Annotated in this window: 17 protein-coding genes and 3 tRNA genes; 11 read left to right on the top strand and 9 right to left on the bottom strand. The window is 54.4% G+C overall.

The features are described 5' to 3' along the window. Window positions 1-2: 2 nt before the first annotated feature. The 3 genes from AC2FHX_RS04045 (at window position 3) to AC2FHX_RS04035 (ending at window position 2523) form a co-directional block, all read left to right on the top strand. A complete protein-coding gene (locus AC2FHX_RS04045) occupies window positions 3-680 on the top strand; it encodes a TRAP transporter small permease (protein ID WP_496691312.1) in 678 nt (225 codons plus the stop codon). Continuing rightward, window positions 680-2056, top strand: coding sequence for a TRAP transporter large permease (locus AC2FHX_RS04040; protein WP_271946870.1), 1377 nt, complete (start codon window positions 680-682; stop codon window positions 2054-2056). The genes AC2FHX_RS04045 and AC2FHX_RS04040 overlap by 1 nt, the downstream gene beginning before the upstream one ends. A 155-nt stretch (window positions 2057-2211) precedes the next feature. Next, the gene (locus AC2FHX_RS04035; protein WP_281994682.1) at window positions 2212-2523 is read left to right on the top strand and encodes a DMT family transporter; all 312 of its coding nucleotides are present in this window, start codon (window positions 2212-2214) and stop codon (window positions 2521-2523) included. On the opposite strand, the gene tpiA is transcribed toward AC2FHX_RS04035, so the two are convergent. Next, complete coding sequence (gene tpiA / locus AC2FHX_RS04030) at window positions 2524-3273, bottom strand: triose-phosphate isomerase (RefSeq protein ID WP_496700223.1); 750 nt, start codon at window positions 3271-3273, stop codon at window positions 2524-2526. It lies immediately after the preceding gene. Between the two features lie 116 nt (window positions 3274-3389). Here tpiA and AC2FHX_RS04025 point away from each other — a divergent pair, with 116 nt between their 5' ends. Next, window positions 3390-4313: an isopenicillin N synthase family dioxygenase gene (locus AC2FHX_RS04025; protein ID WP_345742198.1), complete on the top strand. Its 924-nt coding sequence runs from the start codon at window positions 3390-3392 to the stop codon at window positions 4311-4313. On the opposite strand, the gene AC2FHX_RS04020 is transcribed toward AC2FHX_RS04025, so the two are convergent. Both AC2FHX_RS04020 and AC2FHX_RS04015 read right to left on the bottom strand, forming a co-directional pair. Beyond that, on the bottom strand, window positions 4310-4675 hold the full coding sequence (locus AC2FHX_RS04020) for a HesB/IscA family protein (protein WP_142634067.1): 366 nt from the start codon (window positions 4673-4675) through the stop codon (window positions 4310-4312). The two genes, AC2FHX_RS04025 and AC2FHX_RS04020, sit on opposite strands and share 4 nt — an antisense overlap. Window positions 4676-4887: 212 nt before the next feature. After that, on the bottom strand, window positions 4888-5451 hold the full coding sequence (locus tag AC2FHX_RS04015; protein ID WP_496700224.1) for a hypothetical protein: 564 nt from the start codon (window positions 5449-5451) through the stop codon (window positions 4888-4890). 443 nt (window positions 5452-5894) lie between these two features. On the opposite strand from AC2FHX_RS04015, the gene AC2FHX_RS04010 reads away from it, so the two are divergent. Then, window positions 5895-6224 carry a hypothetical protein gene (locus tag AC2FHX_RS04010; protein ID WP_496700225.1) on the top strand — a complete coding sequence of 110 codons (330 nt, stop codon included), beginning with the start codon at window positions 5895-5897 and terminating at the stop codon, window positions 6222-6224. 33 nt (window positions 6225-6257) lie between these two features. Here the strand turns inward: AC2FHX_RS04010 and AC2FHX_RS04005 are convergent, their stop codons facing one another. From AC2FHX_RS04005 to AC2FHX_RS03995, 3 genes are all read right to left on the bottom strand, one after another. Next, on the bottom strand, window positions 6258-6620 hold the full coding sequence (locus tag AC2FHX_RS04005) for an SUF system Fe-S cluster assembly protein (protein WP_142634063.1): 363 nt from the start codon (window positions 6618-6620) through the stop codon (window positions 6258-6260). A gap of 97 nt (window positions 6621-6717) precedes the next feature. Continuing rightward, window positions 6718-6996 carry an NfeD family protein gene (locus AC2FHX_RS04000; protein ID WP_281972169.1) on the bottom strand — a complete coding sequence of 93 codons (279 nt, stop codon included), beginning with the start codon at window positions 6994-6996 and terminating at the stop codon, window positions 6718-6720. Continuing rightward, window positions 6996-7886, bottom strand: a complete 891-nt coding sequence (locus AC2FHX_RS03995) for an SPFH domain-containing protein (protein WP_496700226.1) — start codon at window positions 7884-7886, stop codon at window positions 6996-6998. The genes AC2FHX_RS04000 and AC2FHX_RS03995 overlap by 1 nt, the downstream gene beginning before the upstream one ends. Window positions 7887-8059: 173 nt before the next feature. Here AC2FHX_RS03995 and AC2FHX_RS03990 point away from each other — a divergent pair, with 173 nt between their 5' ends. Further along, window positions 8060-8971: a nucleoside hydrolase gene (locus tag AC2FHX_RS03990; RefSeq protein ID WP_496700227.1), complete on the top strand. Its 912-nt coding sequence runs from the start codon at window positions 8060-8062 to the stop codon at window positions 8969-8971. Between the two features lie 63 nt (window positions 8972-9034). Next, on the top strand, window positions 9035-10165 hold the full coding sequence (tgt, locus tag AC2FHX_RS03985; RefSeq protein WP_281994679.1) for a tRNA guanosine(34) transglycosylase Tgt: 1131 nt from the start codon (window positions 9035-9037) through the stop codon (window positions 10163-10165). A gap of 49 nt (window positions 10166-10214) precedes the next feature. Here the strand turns inward: tgt and AC2FHX_RS03980 are convergent, their stop codons facing one another. After that, window positions 10215-11384 (bottom strand): sugar-transfer associated ATP-grasp domain-containing protein, encoded by a 1170-nt coding sequence (locus tag AC2FHX_RS03980; protein ID WP_142634053.1) that lies wholly within the window; start codon window positions 11382-11384, stop codon window positions 10215-10217. 351 nt (window positions 11385-11735) lie between these two features. Between AC2FHX_RS03980 and lon the strand changes: the two genes are divergently transcribed. Continuing rightward, window positions 11736-14144 carry an endopeptidase La gene (lon, locus tag AC2FHX_RS03975; RefSeq protein ID WP_496700228.1) on the top strand — a complete coding sequence of 803 codons (2409 nt, stop codon included), beginning with the start codon at window positions 11736-11738 and terminating at the stop codon, window positions 14142-14144. Window positions 14145-14255: 111 nt separating this feature from the next. Here the strand turns inward: lon and AC2FHX_RS03970 are convergent. Together AC2FHX_RS03970 and AC2FHX_RS03965 are read right to left on the bottom strand one after the other, a co-directional pair. Continuing rightward, window positions 14256-14330 (bottom strand) — tRNA-Val (locus AC2FHX_RS03970). 143 nt (window positions 14331-14473) lie between these two features. Next, complete coding sequence (locus AC2FHX_RS03965; RefSeq protein WP_496700229.1) at window positions 14474-16300, bottom strand: M10 family metallopeptidase C-terminal domain-containing protein; 1827 nt, start codon at window positions 16298-16300, stop codon at window positions 14474-14476. A 562-nt stretch (window positions 16301-16862) separates the two neighbouring features. Here AC2FHX_RS03965 and AC2FHX_RS03960 point away from each other — a divergent pair. The 3 genes from AC2FHX_RS03960 (at window position 16863) to uvrA (ending at window position 20087) form a co-directional block, all read left to right on the top strand. Next, window positions 16863-16939 (top strand) — tRNA-Asp (locus AC2FHX_RS03960). Window positions 16940-16983: 44 nt separating this feature from the next. Further along, window positions 16984-17060 (top strand) — tRNA-Asp (locus AC2FHX_RS03955). Window positions 17061-17228: 168 nt separating this feature from the next. Next, window positions 17229-20087: an excinuclease ABC subunit UvrA gene (uvrA, locus tag AC2FHX_RS03950; RefSeq protein WP_496700230.1), complete on the top strand. Its 2859-nt coding sequence runs from the start codon at window positions 17229-17231 to the stop codon at window positions 20085-20087. Window positions 20088-20094: the final 7 nt, after the last annotated feature.

Raw genomic sequence — 20094 nt, 5'->3', positions numbered from 1 at the left:
AGATGTCTGGTGCGCAATCCGGCCAAGGCGGGCTGGTCGACCATATCGAAGAAACCTTGATCGCATCGTTGCTGGGCCTGATGACGGCTGTGACATTTGCCAATGTGATCGCAAGGTATTTCTTTAATTCCAATATCCTATGGGCACTAGAGCTGACGGTATTCGCCTTCGGCTGGTTGGTGCTGCTTGGGGCGTCTTATGCCGTCAAGAAACACGCTCATCTGGGAGTGGACGCCATCCTGAACATGCTCAGCCCGGCGCCTCGACGGATTTTGGCTCTGATCGCTGTAGTCTGCTGTCTGGTGTTTTCTCTGCTGATGCTAAAAGGCGCATATGACTATTGGGCCGTGTTCGCGGATCTGCCGCCCACATCGGGGCGATGGTTCCCTACCGGGTTCAACTTCGATGCGCGCAGTCAGAGCTTTTATGAGGTCGACGACATTCCGATGGTTGCCCCGCTGCGGTTTCTTGAGGATCTGATCAACTATGGCGAGGGCTATGAAAAACTGCCCAAGGTGGTGCCGTATCTGGTTCTGCCCGTGTCGATGCTGCTTTTGGTGATCCGCTTTGCGCAGGTTGCGGTACAGATTTGGCGCGGAGAAGCCGATCGGATGGTCGCCAGTCACGAAGTCGAGGACGAGATTGAAGAAGTCCGCGCTCAGCAAGGAGAGCACAACTGATGGATGTCATTCTTCTGTTCTCGATGGTCGTAGGCTTGCTGTTGATCGGTGTACCGATTGCGGTGGCTCTGGGGCTCAGTTCGACCCTGTTTCTGCTGATCTATTCCGACAGTTCGCTCGCCTCGGTCGCAGGTACCTTGTTTGAGGCTTTCGAAGGACATTTTACCCTGCTGGCGATCCCGTTCTTCATTCTGGCCTCGTCCTTCATGACCACGGGCGGCGTGGCCCGGCGCATCATCCGTTTCTCGATTGCCTGCGTGGGGCACTTGCCCGGAGGTCTGGCGATTGCGGGCGTGTTCGCCTGCATGCTGTTTGCGGCCCTGTCGGGGTCGTCTCCGGCTACGGTGGTGGCCATTGGTTCGATTGTGATCGCTGGCATGCGGCAGGTTGGCTATTCCAAGGAATTCGCCGCCGGCGTTATCTGTAACGCAGGGACGCTAGGTATTCTGATTCCGCCGTCGATCGTGATGGTGGTCTATGCCGCCGCTGTCGAAGTTTCTGTCGGGCGCATGTTCCTCGCCGGTGTGATCCCCGGCCTGTTGGCTGGGCTGATGCTGATGATCACCATCTATGTGATGGCCAAAGTCAAGAACCTACCCAAAGGTGAATGGAAAGGCTGGGGCGAAATCTTAGTCTCTGCACGCGAAGCAGGTTGGGGTCTGTTCCTGATCGTGATCATTCTGGGTGGCATCTATGGGGGTATCTTTACCCCGACCGAGGCCGCTGCGGTGGCCGCAGTCTATGCATTTTTGATTGCCAGCTTCGTCTACAAGGACATGGGCCCCCTCAGCACCGAGGGTGAGGAAAAGAATATCTCTTTGCTCAGAAAGCCTTATGCGCTGATCACGGCGATTTTTCACCCCGACACGAAGCAGACGTTGTTCGAAGCTGGGAAACTGACCGTTACCCTGCTGTTCGTTATCGCGAACGCCCTGATCCTGAAACATGTTCTAACGGATGAACAGGTACCGCAGCACATAGCAACTGCCATGCTGTCGGCAGGTCTGGGGCCGGTGACTTTCCTGATCGTGGTCAATGTGATCCTGCTAATCGGCGGCCAGTTCATGGAGCCTTCGGGCTTGCTGGTTATCGTAGCACCACTAGTGTTCCCGATTGCAATCGAGCTGGGCATCGACCCGATTCACCTGGGCATCATCATGGTGGTGAATATGGAGATCGGGATGATCACCCCACCGGTCGGCTTGAACCTGTTCGTGACCTCAGGTGTTGCGGGCATGCCGATGATGGGCGTTGTCCGGGCGGCCCTGCCATTCCTGGCGGTCCTGTTCGTCTTCCTGATCATGGTGACCTATATCCCGTGGATATCCACCTTCCTGCCCAACACCTTCATGGGGCCGGAGATCATAACAAACTAGCGGGTCCAACCGCTGAGAAAAAGACCGGGCAGGGGATCTCTGCCCGGTCACTGCGTCTTGAACGGGGCGCCAAGGGGATTATCTAAAGGCAGAGGACGACCTCTCCATCACGGGACAGTATCCGGGACGACCCGGACTGATCAGAGGTCTCTTCTATGCCCTGGATTATCCTGTTGTTTGCTGGCCTGCTTGAAATTGTCTGGGCCGTGGCGATGAAGCAATCTGCCGGGTTCACCCGGTTCTGGCCGACCGCCCTGATGGCGGTTTCGATGCTGGGTTCGTTCACCTTGCTGGCACTGGCCATGCGGACGCTGCCTTTGGGAACAGCCTATGTCATCTGGACGGGAATAGGAGCGGTTGGCGCGTTTACCGTCGGCATCTTGTTTTTGGGCGAAGCCCTGACCGCCACGCGGATCTGCGCGGCAGTCTTGATCATTGCCGGGATGGTGACGATGAAACTGGCCTGATCAGGCCTGTTCCAGAGCCTGAATGATGCCCGAGAAATCGTCAGCCTTCAGGCTTGCCCCGCCAACCAACGCACCATCCACGTTCGACACGGCGAAAATCTCGGCGGCGTTCGATGGCTTGACCGAGCCGCCATAAAGCAGCCGGACCGAACGCCCAACGCCTTCGCCAAAGCGCCGTTCCAGCCGCGCGCGGATAAAGTCATGCACCTGACCGATTTCATCCAGAGTGGGCACTTTGCCCGTGCCAATGGCCCAGATCGGTTCGTAGGCGACTATTAGGTTTTCGCCCGTTGCCTGAGCCGGGATCGAGCCGGACATCTGACCGCCGATTATATCCAGGGTATTGGCGGCCTCGCGCTGTTCCAGGCTTTCACCGACGCAGATGATTGCATTTAGCCCACCATTCATAGCGGCAATAGACTTAGCACGAACATCTTCATTCTGTTCACCATGGTCTTCGCGGCGTTCAGAATGGCCAAGAATGACGGCTGACGCTCCGGCGTCGACCAGCATCTGGGCGCTAATGTCACCTGTATGCGCGCCCGAGTTTGCCGCGTGGCAATCCTGCCCGCCTATCTGGATGTTTCCGCCCGGGACCTTCTCTTTGGCCCGATGGATCAAGGTGGCAGGTGGGCAGATCAGAATATCAACTGCCGGGGCAGCATGCATGTGAGAAAGGGCCTGAAGCTCGCTCAGGTCGGCAGCAGTCCCATTCATCTTCCAGTTTCCAGCCGCCAGTTTGCGCCGCATATCGCGTCCCCTTGAAATAAATCGGTTTTCTGGTGACCGGATATCATTGCCAGTCAGGTCTGACAATTCCGGTTGCAGAGCCCGTTGCAAAACGGCAGTTTCCGCCGCGATGAGGAATGAGCAATATGATCGAACATCTTGATCTTGAAAAACTGGATCGGTGCGACACGGCGGAATTGGCCAAATTGACCCGTGCCGTCGGTGAAGTTGGGTTTCTGACCGTGTCCAATACTGGTATCTCCGCCTGTCGGGTGGAACGGGTCATCTCGGCATATCACGCATTCTTCCGGCTGCCAGAGGCCGAGAAACGGCGTGTTGATATGGCTGTGACCGGGTCCAACCGTGGGTGGGGCGCCTCGCGCTCGGAACAGGTAGATCCCGCTGCAAATCCTGACTTCAAAGAGGTGTTCGATTGCGGATACGAGCTAGCTGAGACCAATAGGTACTTTGGCAAGAACCTCTCGGTTTATGCCCCGAACCAATGGCCGGAAGCTGTGCCCGAGTTTCGATCAATCATCGAGGCCTATTATGGTGACGCCTGTTCGGTTGCCATGCGGGTGTTGCGCGCCATTTCGGTGGCATTGGGCAAGGATGCCAACAGCTTTGACACTGCCTTCGACACGCCCATGGCCCTTTTGCGCGGCAATTATTACCCGCAACGTCCAGTCTGGGCAGGCGAAAAGGATTTCGGTATCGGAGCGCACACTGATTATGGCTGTCTGACCCTGCTGGCCACCGATGGTCGAGCAGGGTTAGAGGTACAGATGCCGGACCAGAGTTGGGCTCAGGTCCAAGCGCAGCCCGGAACATTCATTATCAATTTTGGGGAGATGCTGGAGTTCTGGACGGCAGGGGCGGTCAAGGCAACTCTGCACCGTGTGATCGGTGGATCTGCTGAAAGGCTGTCGGTTCCTTTGTTCTTCAACCCGTCTTATGACACCAATGTTGCCCCGCCACATTCAGAGAATGTAATCCAGGCAGGAGAGCACTTGACGCGTCGGTTCAACGAGACCTATGTGCACTTGCAGGCAGCGTCTTAAGGCTGAGTTGCAATGCTTTCGTCGAACTTGATGGATTCTCCGCAACCGCAGGCATCTACAACATTCGGGTTGCGGAACTTGAAACCGGATTCAAGTAACGAGACCTCATAGTCGATCTCTGTTCCAAACAGGAACATCTGTGCCATCGGGGCGATCATGATCCGCGCGCCGTCCTGCTCGACCACTTCATCATTGGTGTCAGGCTGGTCGACATAGTCCATGGTGTATTCCATCCCGGCACAGCCGCCTTTCTTGACGCCAATACGCAAACCAGCATGACCGCCCGAAGTCATCAGGCGGGCAATTTGCTCTGCAGCCTTTGGTGTCATTGTTACGGCCTGTTTGCCGGGGATGCCGAACATCATGATCTCCGTCGTTGTTCGTTGTTGCTAATGTAGTGCCGCGAGGCATCAGGCTCAAGACATAGCAGGTTTTCTTACCTAACTTTTACTGTCGGATTAGATTTCCCGCCCCGTGTGCCTGCATCCTAGAGTATCCCGAAACTGACTAATGCCGTTTCGCCTTTTGCCGTTCACTTGATCGTTTCCATAAATCTTTCTGCGATATTGCTTCTCTAAGAGCCGTCGAGTGATATCACAAAAACACGAAAAACTCGGGTGCCTTGGTTTTCCCAAGATACATATCCGGTTCCGTAGATTACCACTAAGCTATTCTCGGCTTCAAAAAAGTAGGCGAACGATCTCGTGAGGTCATAACGCCGGCGATAGTTATTCGTCCATTTCCAGCTGCCTTTTTCCAAGTTTACATTCGAAATTTCTCGTACTTTTTTGTCTTCAAAGAGTTTCGGGCATTCGCGTGTAGCAGTGCAATCTTTGATTGCATCAATCAACGAAGTCACGGGTTCGGGGATCTCGACCGTAAAGGTTGGCAATCCGACGATAGGTGTACCTCCAAGTCCTAGCGTCTCGACGCGATCAATCATTACCTGCCCATCTATATTCTCGATAATAAACCCTTCCAAATCCACGCATGTTACATCATTCGGAATAGGTTCGGATTCTTCCCAAAGCACTGCGCAATCGGGAACCTTTTGCTTTGGGAAGCTTGGAAGCGGCACCTCTGCCCACACCAGAAACGGAAAAAAGGTTATATACATAACCACTACCAAGATATTCATGTTAGTCATGTCTTAGGTTTCGCTCACATTGTCCAAGAATCGTTGGTCTTCTATTTTTCATGCTAGGGTATTGCTACGATAGTGGGAGGTGCGTTGAATCTTCTTTAGATTGCAAGGGTGACCCGCAAGATCAAGGCTCCTAGTCGCCACTTCACCGTTCCCTATCTCTTAGTTACCGTCGCGCGATCTATTCTCAGTTGCCTGGCCGATTCAGAGTAATTTCGCCCCGCTTTCTCAAAGGCCATAGTTACTTCGTTGCTTTACGGTCACCCACATAGGCCGGATTCCCCAACCTGCGCCACTGCGCCTGTGTCCTCTTGGCATCAACCCTTGCTTCCGCGCGATCTGTACATCTGAAGGCTCTGCCTCAAAATTGTTGCACTGGGAGGGGCATCCGCATAGCTTAAGAAGGATTTCATAAAGGTAGGGATTGAGGCATTAAGGTGAAGATAACAGCTTTTGAAAAAACACAAAATCTTGCCATTGCGTCTACGTTGCTGACGATGATTTTTGCTCAGGTGGCAAGTGCCGAAGAAAAGCAGCACCCCGTGAATTGCGCAACGGCCGAGGGCGACCTCAGGGCGATTGCGGCAGAACGCGAACATGCAGAGGAACAGCAGGCTGAAAGCGTTATCGCCATCACTCCGGCCGGGGCGCTTTTGGGACTGGTGACGGGTAAGGAAAAGGAAAGACTCTCAATGCTATCAGGTGATTACATTGAAAAGCTCGATCAAAGGTCAGCTGAGATTAAATCGACCTGTGGGATAAAATAACGTCTGCGAAAGCCCGGTATTTACCGGGCTGTGCTACATGAACCCAAGTTCAAGCCGTGCTTCGTCTGACATCATTTCCATGCCCCAGGGGGGCTCCCAGGTCAGTTCCACGTCAACTTCTTTAACGCCGGCCACGGGTTCGATTGCCTCGACGATCCACCCAGGCATTTCGCCGGCAACCGGGCAGCCGGGCGCGGTCAGTGTCATGATGACCTTGACCGCGTTTTCCTGGGTGATGTCGATCGTATAGATCAGACCCAGATCATAGATGTTTACAGGGATTTCGGGGTCATAAACCGTTCGGCAGGCGTCGACCACCGGCTCATAAAGAGGGTGTTCAATCGTTGAAGGGGCAATAAGAGGTGTGCCTTCAAACTGTTCGCTCGGATGAGTCATTCGTGCCTCGGGTTTGTTACCTGACGAATTATATAGGGAAAGCCTCGGGCAGCGTCCAGAGGCACAATGACACCCCCTTAAGGGGTGCCATAAGAGTTTAGTCGTTTATGTCATGTCTAAACTTCTTCACCTGGCCATGGGGCAGAGCAAAGACGCGGCGCAGGATCAGCCAGGCAATCAGCGACAGAGTCGCAAAGATCATAAGCAGGATCGGCAGCGACGGTGCTATTCCAGGGATTGCCAGCAGAATACCCGTCAGCCCGGCTCCGATGGCGAAACCCAGAAAGATGAACCCAGGTAGGACTATTTCGAGGATGCCCAAAGCCAACGCGCCAGCCAGCCATAGCCACCATGTTAACCAAAAGGGATCAGCCATTATGTACGTCCTTTCAACATGTTGAAGGCGTTTCCGAAAGCTTCAAGCGCATTGGCAGGTACAACGATAGTCTGCGAGCCATTGCCGGTGCCCAGCGTGTTCAATGCCTCAACCTGTTTCAATGCAACCTGGTACTGAGCCGCTTCGATACCGTTTTCCTTAATCGCCTGGGCAACAACACTGGTTGCAAAGGCTTCGGCTTCGGCTTGAATGCGGCGCGCTTTGGCCGTTTGTTCTGCCGCATAGAGTTCGGCGTCGGCCTGAAGCTCAACAGAGCGTTTCTTGCCCTCAGCCTCAGTCACCTGCGCGCGGCGCGCGCGTTCAGCATTCAACTGTTGCAGCATCGCGTCACGGGTCGCCTGATCGAGGTTAACGTCCAAAATCTCGGCGCGCGTCACTTCGATCCCCCAGTCATCCACGGCGGTTTCGACGCTTCCTTGAATCTGAGTGATCAGTTGAGCACGGTTCGACTGAACTTCGTCCAAGTCCATCTTGCCGATTTCCGCCCGGACGATACCGGCAACGGTCGTCGCGATAGCACCATCTACATCGCGGATGCGGTAGACTGTCTTTTCCGGCTCTAGGATGCGGTAAAAGACAGAAGTGTCGATTTGGACCAGAACGTTATCTTTTGTGATTGCGTCCTGCGTTGCATTGGGAAGCTGGCGTTCCAGAATGGATATCTTGTGCCGCGCAACATCCAGTAAAGGAACGATAAAGTTGATCCCAGGGCCAAGCACCGAATGCAGGCGCCCGAACCGTTCGACCACATACTTTTCTGATTGCGGCACGATTTTAATGCCTTTTAGCGTGATGATGACGATCAATGCCGCCGCGAGCAGGTAAATTATGTTCGAAGAAAGCAATCCAATGATTTGGTCTTCGGTCATATCTGTCCTCTTTTATTGTGTACGATAGTATACATTTGGGGTTTGAATCGCCCTTTTTCAACTCTGGTATGGAGGGATTGTGCTTGGATTCAAAACGCTGATCCATGGATTTTGGTTAGTTTTTGCTATTGTGACCGCTTTGCATCCCCTCGCGTTTGCGCTATCGGGCTGGGATGAAACTGATTATTGATACAGACCCCGGCATCGACGATGCGATGGCCATTGCATATGCCGCTGCAGCCCCCGAGATTGACTTGATCGGCCTGACGACCGTTTTTGGCAACACCCACGTTCATCAATCCAGCCGCAATGCACGGTTTTTGGTGGATAAACTTGGGTTGGACATTCCCGTCGCCCAAGGCGCGGCCTACCCACAGGGAACAGGACACCACGCACCGTCCGAACACGTTCACGGTCCCGAAGGTTTTGGGGATATTACCGATATCCCGGAAATCGGGGCGAACCATGATTTGAATGCCACGGAATTCCTGGTGAAAATGGCGCGCCGCCACAAGGGAGAACTGACGGTTTGTGCAATCGGCCCCTTGACTAATATTGCTGCGGCGATGCGTCTGGATCCTGAGTTTTCGCAGAACATCAAACAGTTGGTGATCATGGGTGGGGCGGTTTTCTGCCCAGGCAACATCACGGAACATGCCGAAGCAAACATCTATCACGATGCCCTTGCCGCAAATGAGGTGTTTGCAGCACCGCCGGCGACCGTTGTGGTTGGTTTGGATGTCACCTTGAAAACGCTGTACAAAAGTGCGGATTTTGACGGTCTGGCCCAACGCTCGCCCGATATGGGGGCTTTCCTGCGCGACATCTCGGTATTTTACCTGAAATTCTACAAGGATATCGGTGGGTTGGAGGGCTGCGGTCTGCATGACTCGACTGCTGTGATCGCCTGCACCCATGGCACGATGTTCGAGATGGTCGAAACCGGGGTTGAGGTAATTGTGGGTGGTACGGAATCCGGTGCTACGCGTCCGGACTCGACGCGACCGGCTGTGCTGGTATGCCGGGATGTTGACGGGGCAGGGGTTGTTGATCTGTTTACCCGGCAGGTTGCCTCTTTACCCTGACAACTTGCAATGGCTGAACAGATCGGGCAAATCCTGCCCGGTTCAGCGACCCGAGGATGCCCAATGACAGACCGTTTCTCATTTGACCTGAAGGCCACCGACGGCAAGGCCCGCGCCGGGGTGATCCACACTCCGCGCGGTGAGGTGCGTACTCCGGCGTTCATGCCCGTAGGCACTGCTGCGACGGTCAAAGCGATGATGCCGGAAAGTGTTCGTGCAACCGGAGCCGATATCTTGTTGGGGAACACCTATCACCTGATGCTGCGCCCTACGGCTGAACGCATCGACCGTTTGGGCGGGTTGCACAAGTTCATGAACTGGGATCGCCCGATCCTGACGGATTCCGGTGGATTTCAGGTCATGTCCCTGGCTGGTCTGCGCAAGCTGACCGAAAAGGGCGTGACCTTCAAATCTCATGTCGATGGGTCCAAGCACGAGCTGACCCCGGAACGCTCGATGGAGATTCAGCGTCTGCTCGGATCAGACATCGTGATGTGTTTTGACGAATGTCCGGCCTTACCCGCAGATCGAGATCGAATTGCTGAATCAATGCGCCTGTCGATGCGATGGGCCGATCGATCGCGACAGGCTTTCGGCGACCGTCCTGGGCATGCGTTGTTTGGGATCATGCAAGGCGGGCTGGAACAGGATTTACGCGAAGAAAGTGCCGAGGCGCTGAAAGCGATCGGATTCGAAGGTTACGCGGTTGGCGGTCTGGCCGTGGGCGAAGGTCAGGAGGCAATGTTTGGTTGCCTTGACTACGCTCCTGACTTCCTGCCAGCCGACAGACCGCGCTATTTGATGGGCGTTGGAAAGCCTGACGACATTGTCGGAGCTGTCGCCCGCGGGATCGACATGATGGATTGTGTCTTACCCTCACGGTCCGGTCGCACAGGACAGGTGTTCACTCGTTACGGCGTGGTCAACATAAAGAATGCCCGCCACGCAGATGACCCGCGCCCGCTGGATGAGGCCTGCTCATGCCCGGCGTGTTCGAACTATTCTCGCGCCTATCTACACCATGTGTTCCGCTCGAACGAGATGATCTCGGGCATGCTGCTGACCTGGCATAATCTGCACTATTTTCAGGAAATCATGCAGGGTATGCGCGATGCCATTGCTGCTGGCACATTCGATGTCTGGCAGGCGACCTTCCATGCGCAGCGCGCGCAAGGGGATATTGAACAGATTTAGGTTCAGCGCCTTTTCAGTAGACCTAACAAGACACCAGATTGAGGGCGCTTTACCTGCGTTTACCGAACAGCCAGCGCTTCTTTTGTGGTTTTGCATCAAGGTCGTAGCCAAACCCTTCGAAAAAGCTACGAACTTCTGGTGTCAACATCCCACGGCCACTTGCATATTGAGGCAGGTCGAAGCCACCGCCATAGTTCAGCTCGACAACGACCGGACCAGACTCGGTTATAGCGATGTCGGTCGACTGATATCGAATTGGCTGAAAGGTTCTTGCAGCACGGTCATTTATTTCGATCAATTCGTCCCAAAAAGGCAGTTTCAAGCCCATTAAACCGGGGTTGTCAGGATGGTCATCCAGGAATTCTGTTTCCATCTTGGCGCGGCGCGCGACGGTTTCGATAACGCCGGTTTCGATATTGATCGAACAAGCAAGGTTCCCCGGTCTCCAGAAGGCGTCCGCAATATTGGGGCCCTGCGGAAGTTTAATAACGGCAACTGGGCAAAAGACGTCGTTTTCTCTTACCAACGTAACCATTCGGACCGTTGCAAGGGCTGAAGCGTAGTCTTGGATTGCAGAGTGATTTTTGAGCAAAGGTTGCACGACATATGAATTCTGCCCAACGAACTCGTCTAGGAATGCCTCATAGGTGATCGGCGGTTGGCCCGCACAAGTGATAGTGGATTGATCCGCGTCCTCGATCAAAAAGGCCCCAAAACTTACCATCCCCTCGACGATCTTTCCGAAAAGCCCACCTTCCAGATGGTTGCAAACGAGATCGCGCAACGCCTCAGGAGTGTTGATTTTCGTAACCCCGGGGTAGTGTCGGTTCGAACGGTCGATGACGCCAACGGTTTCCGGGACAGGTACACCTGCTGTTTCAAGCAAAGTAGAAGCCAGTATCTTGTCTTCTGCGGCACTGTTCCAACCATGATGGTTACACTTGTGGGCGATGGGCCAATGGAGATCATTGGAGATGTATGCCGCGCGTTCGGCGTCGGTAAAGCGGTCTTCGTGATGAAGGCCATTGCGCACATACTCGACCATATTCAAACGGCTGGGAGGCTTTGCCATTTGATTGAAGCTCCGTTGGACTTGTAAAACAGAGCGCCCAGAGCTTTTGGCGGCATGCGCTAAAAGAGTCGCATGATCGGAGTCGCGGGCAGATAAGTACCGTTGATGGTCGGATTCCGCAGCATTGATATTTTTTGGATTTGTCATCTCTACGACTCACAGTAATCGATCAGAAGTTGGGGTATGCAATCATATTGTTTGCGATGATGGCAGGCTTTGGGCAATTGCCTGTTAGATAGTGTTGTACTTTTGCTGTTGGTTTCTGAATTTCCAGGCAGGCAATCGCTGAAGAAACCAAGCGGGGTCAAATTGAGAATTTGACAAGACCGATCATGTTATCGTCTTGCGGAGGCGCAACCTTCCGGTCATTGTTAGGTCCACTACAGGTAAGGTTGAAATAGGACGCTTGGCGCACCACCTTTACCTTCCAGACAGGAGACGGCCGGGGGTTGCCTAGATGAGGGACCAGTGCCGTCTTGCCAAAGATAAGGATTGAGCATGCAAGAGCCCCTGAATTCCTCATACCCAGTACTTCCGCTGCGCGACATTGTGGTTTTTCCTCATATGATCGTGCCTTTGTTCGTGGGTCGGGAAAGGTCTGTCCGCGCACTTGAGGAAGTGATGCAGGACGATAAGCAAATTCTGCTGTCTAGCCAGATTGATCCAGGTGATGACGATCCGGAAATCGACGGAATCTATCGCTCAGGCGTGCTGGCGAATGTGCTGCAGCTGCTGAAGCTTCCAGATGGAACCGTGAAAGTTCTGGTCGAGGGGCAAGCGCGCGTACAGATTACAGAATACCTTGATAACGAAGAGTTTTTTGAGGCTCGCGCAGAATATCTGACCGAGATTCCGGGTGATGTGACCACTACACAAGCGTTGCTTCGCACCGTTGCCGACGAGTTCGAGCGCTATGCCAAAGTCCGCAAGAACATTCCCGAAGAAGCACTGACCGCTGTTGGCGAAACCGCCGAACCCGCCAAGTTGGCCGACCTTGTGTCGGGGCATCTAGGTATCGAGGTCGAGCAAAAGCAGGAACTGCTGGAAACACTGTCGGTCAGCGAACGGCTTGAAAAGGTCTATGGCCTGATGCAGGGCGAGATGTCGGTTCTGCAGGTCGAGAAAAAGATCAAGACCCGTGTCAAAACCCAGATGGAGAAGACACAGCGTGAATATTATCTGAATGAGCAGATGAAAGCCATTCAGAAGGAACTTGGCGATGGCGAAGACGGCTCGAACGAAGTGGCCGAGCTGGAAGAGAAAATCGCCGAAACCAAGCTGTCGAAAGAGGCGCGTGAAAAGGCCGAAGGTGAGCTGAAGAAGCTGCGCAATATGAGCCCGATGTCGGCTGAGGCCACGGTCGTGCGCAATTACCTCGACTGGATTTTGGCCCTGCCTTGGGGCACCAAGTCCCGCGTTAAAAAAGATCTTGGTCGCGCGCAGGAAATTCTGGATGACGATCACTATGGGCTTGAGAAGGTCAAGGAACGGATCGTCGAATATCTGGCGGTTCAACAGCGTTCGAAAAAGCTGAAAGGCCCGATCCTGTGTCTTGTTGGCCCTCCGGGCGTTGGTAAAACGTCGCTGGGTAAATCCGTTGCCAAAGCTACTGGGCGCGAGTTCATTCGCATCAGTCTCGGCGGCGTGCGCGACGAATCCGAGATCCGCGGCCACCGCCGGACCTATATCGGCTCAATGCCCGGCAAGATTATCCAGGCGCTGAAAAAGGCGAAAACCACGAACCCGCTGATCTTGTTGGATGAAATCGACAAGATGGGGCAGGATTTCCGCGGTGATCCGGCGTCGGCCATGCTGGAAGTGTTGGACCCGGAACAGAACAGCACGTTCATGGATCACTACCTTGAGGTTGAATATGACCTGTCCAACGTGATGTTCCTGACCACCTCCAACAGCTATAACATGCCCGGGCCTTTGCTCGACCGGATGGAGATCATACCTCTGGCGGGCTATACCGAAGATGAAAAGAGCGAGATCGCCAAGCAGCACCTGATCAGTAAGCAGATCAAGAACCACGGTCTGAAAGCCAATGAGTTCGAACTATCCGATGAGGCGCTGCAATCGATTATCCGCACCTACACCCGAGAAGCTGGCGTGCGGAACCTTGAACGCGAAATCGCCAAGGTGGCGCGGAAGTCGCTGACCAAGATCATCAAGAAAGAGGCGCAGTCGGTCACGGTGACGCCGGACAATCTGGATGAATTCTTGGGCGTGCCCAAGTTCCGCTATGGTTTGGCTGAACAGGACGATCAGGTTGGGGTTGTAACAGGTCTGGCCTGGACCTCCGTTGGCGGCGATCTGCTGCATATTGAGGCGCTGAAACTGCCCGGTAAGGGGCGGATGAAGACCACGGGGAAGCTGGGCGATGTGATGAAGGAATCCATCGATGCGGCCTCATCTTATGTGCGGTCAATCTCACCTAAGATCGGGGTGAAGCCGCCCAAATTCGACAACCTGGACATCCACGTCCACGTACCGGACGGGGCAACGCCCAAGGATGGTCCTTCGGCCGGTTTGGCAATGGTGACCTCAATCGTATCGGTTCTGACGGGTATCCCGGTGCACAAGGATATTGCCATGACAGGAGAGGTTTCCTTGCGCGGCAATGCGATGCCCATCGGTGGTTTGAAGGAAAAGCTGCTGGCGGCTCTGCGCGGCGGGATCAAGACTGTTCTGATTCCGGAAGAGAATGAGAAAGACCTGGCCGAAATTCCTGACAACGTGAAGGAGGGGCTGAAAATCATCCCGGTCACGCATGTTTCGGAAGTTCTGAAACACGCTCTGGTTCGGGATCCTGAACCTGTCGAATGGGACGAAGCCGCAGAAGAGGCCGCCGCGGCTGCGGCCAAAACGGCTGAGAACACGTCCCCGTCCGCCAGGGCGCACTAAAGGTCAGAATATGGCAATTAGGGGCGGGGTTAGCACCTCGCCCTTTTTCTTTGGTCAGACCAAATAGTCAGCCAATTACTGGCTTTGCATGTCGGATCGCAGATTGTGAAATGGTGGGTGATAAGAGATTTGAACTCCTGACATCTTCGATGTGAACGAAGCACTCTACCACTGAGCTAATCACCCGTGAGCAGGGGTCTTATAAGGAGTTCAGCAATGCCGCAAGAGGTCTTTGCGCCTTTTGGGCCCCGGGGATTACCCCGCAAATGCCCAGTCGAGGTGCCCATAAACGGGCGGCCTTGTGGGGCCGCCCTTTCACTTTTTTGATGTCAAAGAATGAAATCGTCCTGGGTCAGATCGTGCAAGCCAGAGATCTTGATAACCATCTCAGGATTTTTGTCGCCGTCAGTATCCACAAGAACAAGTGTGAAGTCGTTCTTGGTGCCTGCGTTGTTTTTCTTGACGTAATAGATTTCGCCTTCGTCCGACGTCTGGGCCGGTGTTGTACCGTTGAAGACAAATGAATCATCGCCGTCAATTACGGTGCTTGCGTCGATCGCACTTAGGTCGATCTTGTCTTCACCCTGAGTGAAATCGGTAATCCGGTCGGCATATTTTGCTTTGCGCGAACTTTCGGTTGTTGACGTGAACACAAACTCATCGGCCCCTTCGCCGCCGGTCATGGTGTCCCTTCCGGCACCACCGATCAAAGTATCGCTGCCTGCGCCACCATTCAGGGTATCTTTGCCAAGGCCCCCGTCCAGGCGGTCAGACCCTCCATTACCCTGCAGGATGTTTCGACCGTCCGTACCTGTAATGTCGTCATTTTGCTCGGACCCATCGACGTTTTCGACACCCGTAATGGTATCGGTTCCGTATCCGGTTGCCTGTGCATTGGTGTCAGACAAATCAACGGTTACGGCGCTTGTGCCGATATAACGCAACCAATCAAGGCCCTCTCCGCCGTCAATGATATCGTCGCCGTCGCTGTCCTCGGCTACAAAGTTGTCCGTGCCCTTGTGGCCGTACAGTTCGTCGTTTCCAAGACCTCCGGTCAGGGTGTCATTGCCGCCACCCCCAAGAACAATGTCATTACCCTCGCCAGCAGAAATAACATCGCTACCGCCAAATCCTTCCAACCGGTTATCAACTTCATTCCCGACGATGATGTCGCCCTTGTTGCCGCCCTGCGCTTTCTCAATGACGACCCCATTTGCGATCGTAAATCCACCGGTTACGCCTTTGGCATGGGAAGGAGTGCCACCTGCATCGCTGCCATCAAGATCCGCGTCATTGAGGTTGATCGTGACGCTGCGATCAACACCCTTTGCCGAAATTGTATCGATTCCATCTGTATCCCAGATGGATGTCCAGAATGTTCCGGCGCCATTCTTGCCTTTGATTTTATAGACGTTGTCGTCGGTGTTGTGGTCCGTCGTTCCGTAGATGGCCTGCAACGCAGCTATATCAAGGGCCATAGGCGAGGCAGTGCCGCCAGCCTTATATGTCTTCAGAGGAACAACTTCGGGATAGCCCGAGTTGTAGGACATGATGGTGTAAACACCCTGGTTCTGCCCATCTGTCCCGTAGTCGTCGAAGGGCTGCGTAACCCCCGGAAAAATAGTCGAGCTGCCGCCTTCATCATGTGGGTGGGCTAGGCCAAGGCCGTGAAGAATCTCATGAATGATTGTCGCGAAGCCTTCACCGCCTTTGCGTAAGGCCTCTTTGCTAAACAGAGGCGTATCATAGGCAAAGATGCCGAACAGGGCGTCAATGCCAGAATCCTGCAGCAGGGGGTCGTCACCCGGAACTTGATGGACACCAAGAGATCCGGGTCCGCCAAGATCGTTTTGGGTCAGCAAAGCGTAGGTGATGTTAACGTCATTAATCTCGCCTGCTGGTGTCAGAAAGCCGACTTCGTTGAACTCGATCGGAATGATCGTTTCGATAATTGCAAATGCTTTGCGGATTGCTTCCTTCATGTAGGAGGCAAAGCCACGGCGACCTAACGATCCATCATCGAAGGAGTATGTGATTGTGCCCGGAGCACTGACGCCTCCGGTGCTGGTGTCCCAAGACGTGCCCCAAATCAGGCTGTCTACATAAACATGGCCGGTAACATTTGCACCCGGAGAAGTTGTGCTGGCAACTGACATCTTAAATTTCTTCCTTGTCTAACACGCCGTTTGTTCCCGGTTTTTCCGGAATACAAAATTGGCGCCGTATATATTGACCGGTTCTAGAATCGGTAATTCTTCCTTTGGCATCAGAAATTTCCAACGTTTTGGCCCGAGGATCAACCGAGCGTATGAAGTCTCTTTTGGCAGAGGTGTTTGTAATCGTCTTGCAGACCATTTGTGGTTGAAATGAGGCAGAACGCGGCAAGCTTTGGGTAACTCTCTGCCAGCAAGTTGATATGACTGTTCACTTTGGGTTTATGTCAGAATAAGCTTGGGGAAGAGTTTGGGGGCTGTCCTGAGATCTGGATCTAGCGGACCCATGCCAGGTGATGTGCTGCTCAAGGTTTCAGAATATTTTTGTCTGGCCAAAGGCAGCGGGTTGTGAATTATCGGCTGGTTTCTGTTTGGCCATTCGTCGTGTGACGAGAAAACATCTCTAACAAAAATTACGTTCTGAGAAAAAACTTCAATTCGCCGCTTGACGATGTCCGGGCGTGGCCATAATACACCCCAACGTTCAGCAACGAACGGGCAGCGGGCGGTTGTAGCTCAGTTGGTTAGAGTACCGGCCTGTCACGCCGGGGGTCGCGGGTTCGAGCCCCGTCAACCGCGCCATCGCTGCCATCCTTGGTCCAGGGTAAAGGCCACGAAATAGATGCGCGGTTGTAGCTCAGCTGGTTAGAGTACCGGCCTGTCACGCCGGGGGTCGCGGGTTCGAGCCCCGTCAACCGCGCCATTTTCCACTAGTTTTCAGAAATCATACCGTTTACCGGGTGACTCTATTGGTGTTGTTGTCAGTAGGTGGCGGCAACATCTCTCTCGTTCACATTTTGTTCTAACTTTTCTGTTGGAGACTCAGTGTGGCTCGCTTATCTCTAGGACACTTATGTGTTGGGGGCCAAACATGGCTGAGCTGAAGAATATCGAGGTGCGCGGCGCGCGCGAACATAACCTCAAAGGCATTGACGTGGATATTCCGCGTGACCAGCTTGTGGTCATCACTGGTCTGTCAGGCTCGGGCAAGTCGTCGCTTGCCTTTGACACGATCTATGCGGAAGGGCAGCGCCGGTATGTCGAAAGCCTGTCGGCCTATGCCCGGCAATTTCTGGATATGATGGAAAAGCCAGATGTGGACCATATCAGTGGTCTATCTCCGGCTATTTCCATCGAACAGAAGACGACCTCAAAGAACCCACGGTCTACCGTGGGAACCGTGACCGAGATTTACGACTATCTGCGCCTGCTGTTTGCCCGCGCTGGTACACCGTTCAGCCCTGCCACGGGCAAGCCGATCGAAGCCCAGCAGGTACAGGATATGGTCGACCGGATCATGACGATGGAGGAGGGCACGCGAGGGTATCTCCTGGCCCCGATCGTTCGGGACCGAAAGGGCGAGTATAAGAAAGAGTTTCTGGAGCTGCGCAAGCAGGGGTTTCAACGCGTCAAGGTTGATGGCGCGTTTCATGAGCTGGACGAGCCGCCGACACTGGACAAGAAATTCCGCCATGACATCGACGTTGTGGTCGACCGGTTGGTCGTGCGCGAAGGTATGGAAACGCGGTTGGCGGACAGCTTGCGCACGGCGCTTGATTTGGCCGATGGCATTGCGATTTTGGAAACCGCACCACGTGAAGGCGACCCGGAGCGGATTACGTTCAGCGAGAATTTTGCCTGCCCTGTCAGTGGCTTCACCATCCCCGAGATTGAACCACGCCTGTTTTCCTTCAATGCACCCTTTGGGGCCTGTCAGGATTGCGACGGGCTGGGTGTCGAGCTGTTCTTTGATGAACGCCTTGTCGTTCCGGATCAGACACTGAAACTGTATGACGGCGCCTTGGCACCCTGGCGCAAAGGTAAGTCGCCGTATTTTCTGCAGACCATCGAAGCCATCGCGCGACATTATGAGTTCGACAAAAACACGCCGTGGAAAGATTTGCCCGAAAAGGTGCAGCAGGTTTTCCTGCGCGGGTCGGGTGAGGAAGAAATCCAGTTCCGCTATGACGAGGGAGGCCGGGTATATCAGGTAACCCGCAGTTTCGAAGGCGTTATCCCGAATATGGAGCGCCGCTATCGCGAGACTGACAGCGCCTGGATACGCGAAGAATTCGAACGCTATCAAAACAACCGGTCCTGCGGCAGTTGCGAAGGCTATCGACTGCGGGCCGAGGCGTTGGCCGTCAAGATCGCCGGATTGCATGTCGGGCAGGTCGTGCAGATGTCGATCCGCGAGGCGCTGGCTTGGGTTGAGGATGCTCCGAACCATCTGAGTGCTCAGAAAAATGAAATCGCGCGGGTGATCCTCAAAGAGATCCGCGAGCGTTTAGGATTTCTGAATAACGTTGGTTTGGAGTACCTTACGCTGTCACGTTCAAGTGGAACGCTTTCGGGCGGGGAAAGCCAGCGCATCCGTCTGGCCAGCCAGATCGGTTCGGGTCTGACCGGGGTGTTGTATGTACTGGACGAACCTTCGATCGGGTTGCATCAGCGCGACAATGACCGCTTGCTGGGTACACTCAAAAACCTGAGGGATCAGGGGAACACGGTCATCGTCGTAGAACATGACGAGGAAGCCATCCGCGAGGCCGACTATGTCTTTGACATCGGTCCGGGTGCGGGTGTGCATGGTGGGCAGGTGGTTAGCCATGGTACCCCGTCCGAGATCGCGACCGATGCAGCCTCGATCACCGGCCAATACCTGTCAGGCACCCGCGAAATTCCGGTGCCGTCCGAGCGGCGGAAGGGGAACAAAAAGAAAGTTACTGTGGTCAAGGCCACCGGGAACAATCTGAAGAAGGTGACCGCTGATTTCCCTCTGGGCAAATTCGTCTGCGTGACCGGCGTATCGGGCGGTGGGAAATCGACATTGACGATTGAAACCCTGTTCAAGACAGCCTCAATGCGGTTGAACGGCGCGCGGCAGACACCTGCACCGTGTGAGACGATCAAGGGGCTCGAGCATCTGGACAAGGTGATCGACATCGACCAGCGGCCCATCGGGCGTACACCACGTTCCAACCCGGCCACGTATACGGGGGCGTTCACGCCGATCCGTGACTGGTTCGCCGGTCTGCCCGAGGCCAAAGCGCGAGGGTACAAGCCTGGCCGGTTCAGCTTTAACGTCAAAGGCGGTCGGTGCGAGGCTTGTCAGGGCGACGGCGTCATCAAGATCGAAATGCACTTTCTGCCCGATGTCTATGTAACCTGCGAAACCTGCAAAGGCGCGCGGTACAATCGGGAAACGCTCGAGATCAAGTTCAAGGGCAAGTCCATCGCGGATGTCCTTGATATGACAGTGGAAGATGCACAAGAGTTCTTCAAAGCCGTGCCGTCGATCCGCGATAAGATGGACGCGCTGGCGCGGGTCGGTCTGGGGTATATCAAGGTCGGGCAACAGGCGACGACCCTGTCGGGCGGTGAAGCGCAGCGGGTGAAGCTGTCAAAAGAACTCTCCAAACGCTCAACTGGTCGGACGCTTTACATTCTGGATGAGCCGACGACCGGTCTTCATTTCGAAGACGTCCGCAAGCTGTTGGAAGTGCTGCATGAATTGGTTGATCAGGGTAACACGGTTGTTGTGATCGAACACAATCTGGATGTTGTCAAAACGGCCGACCACATCATTGATATCGGGCCCGAAGGCGGTGACGGTGGTGGTGAAATTGTCGCCACGGGAACGCCCGAAGATGTTGTTGCTGTGGAACGCAGCCATACGGGCAGGTATTTGAAACAGTTGCTGAACCCCGAGCGGGTCGCGGCGGAATAACCTCCGT

Source organism: Ruegeria sp. CDSC042, from assembly GCF_059610745.1.
This window is presented reverse-complemented; position numbering and strand designations above follow the sequence as displayed.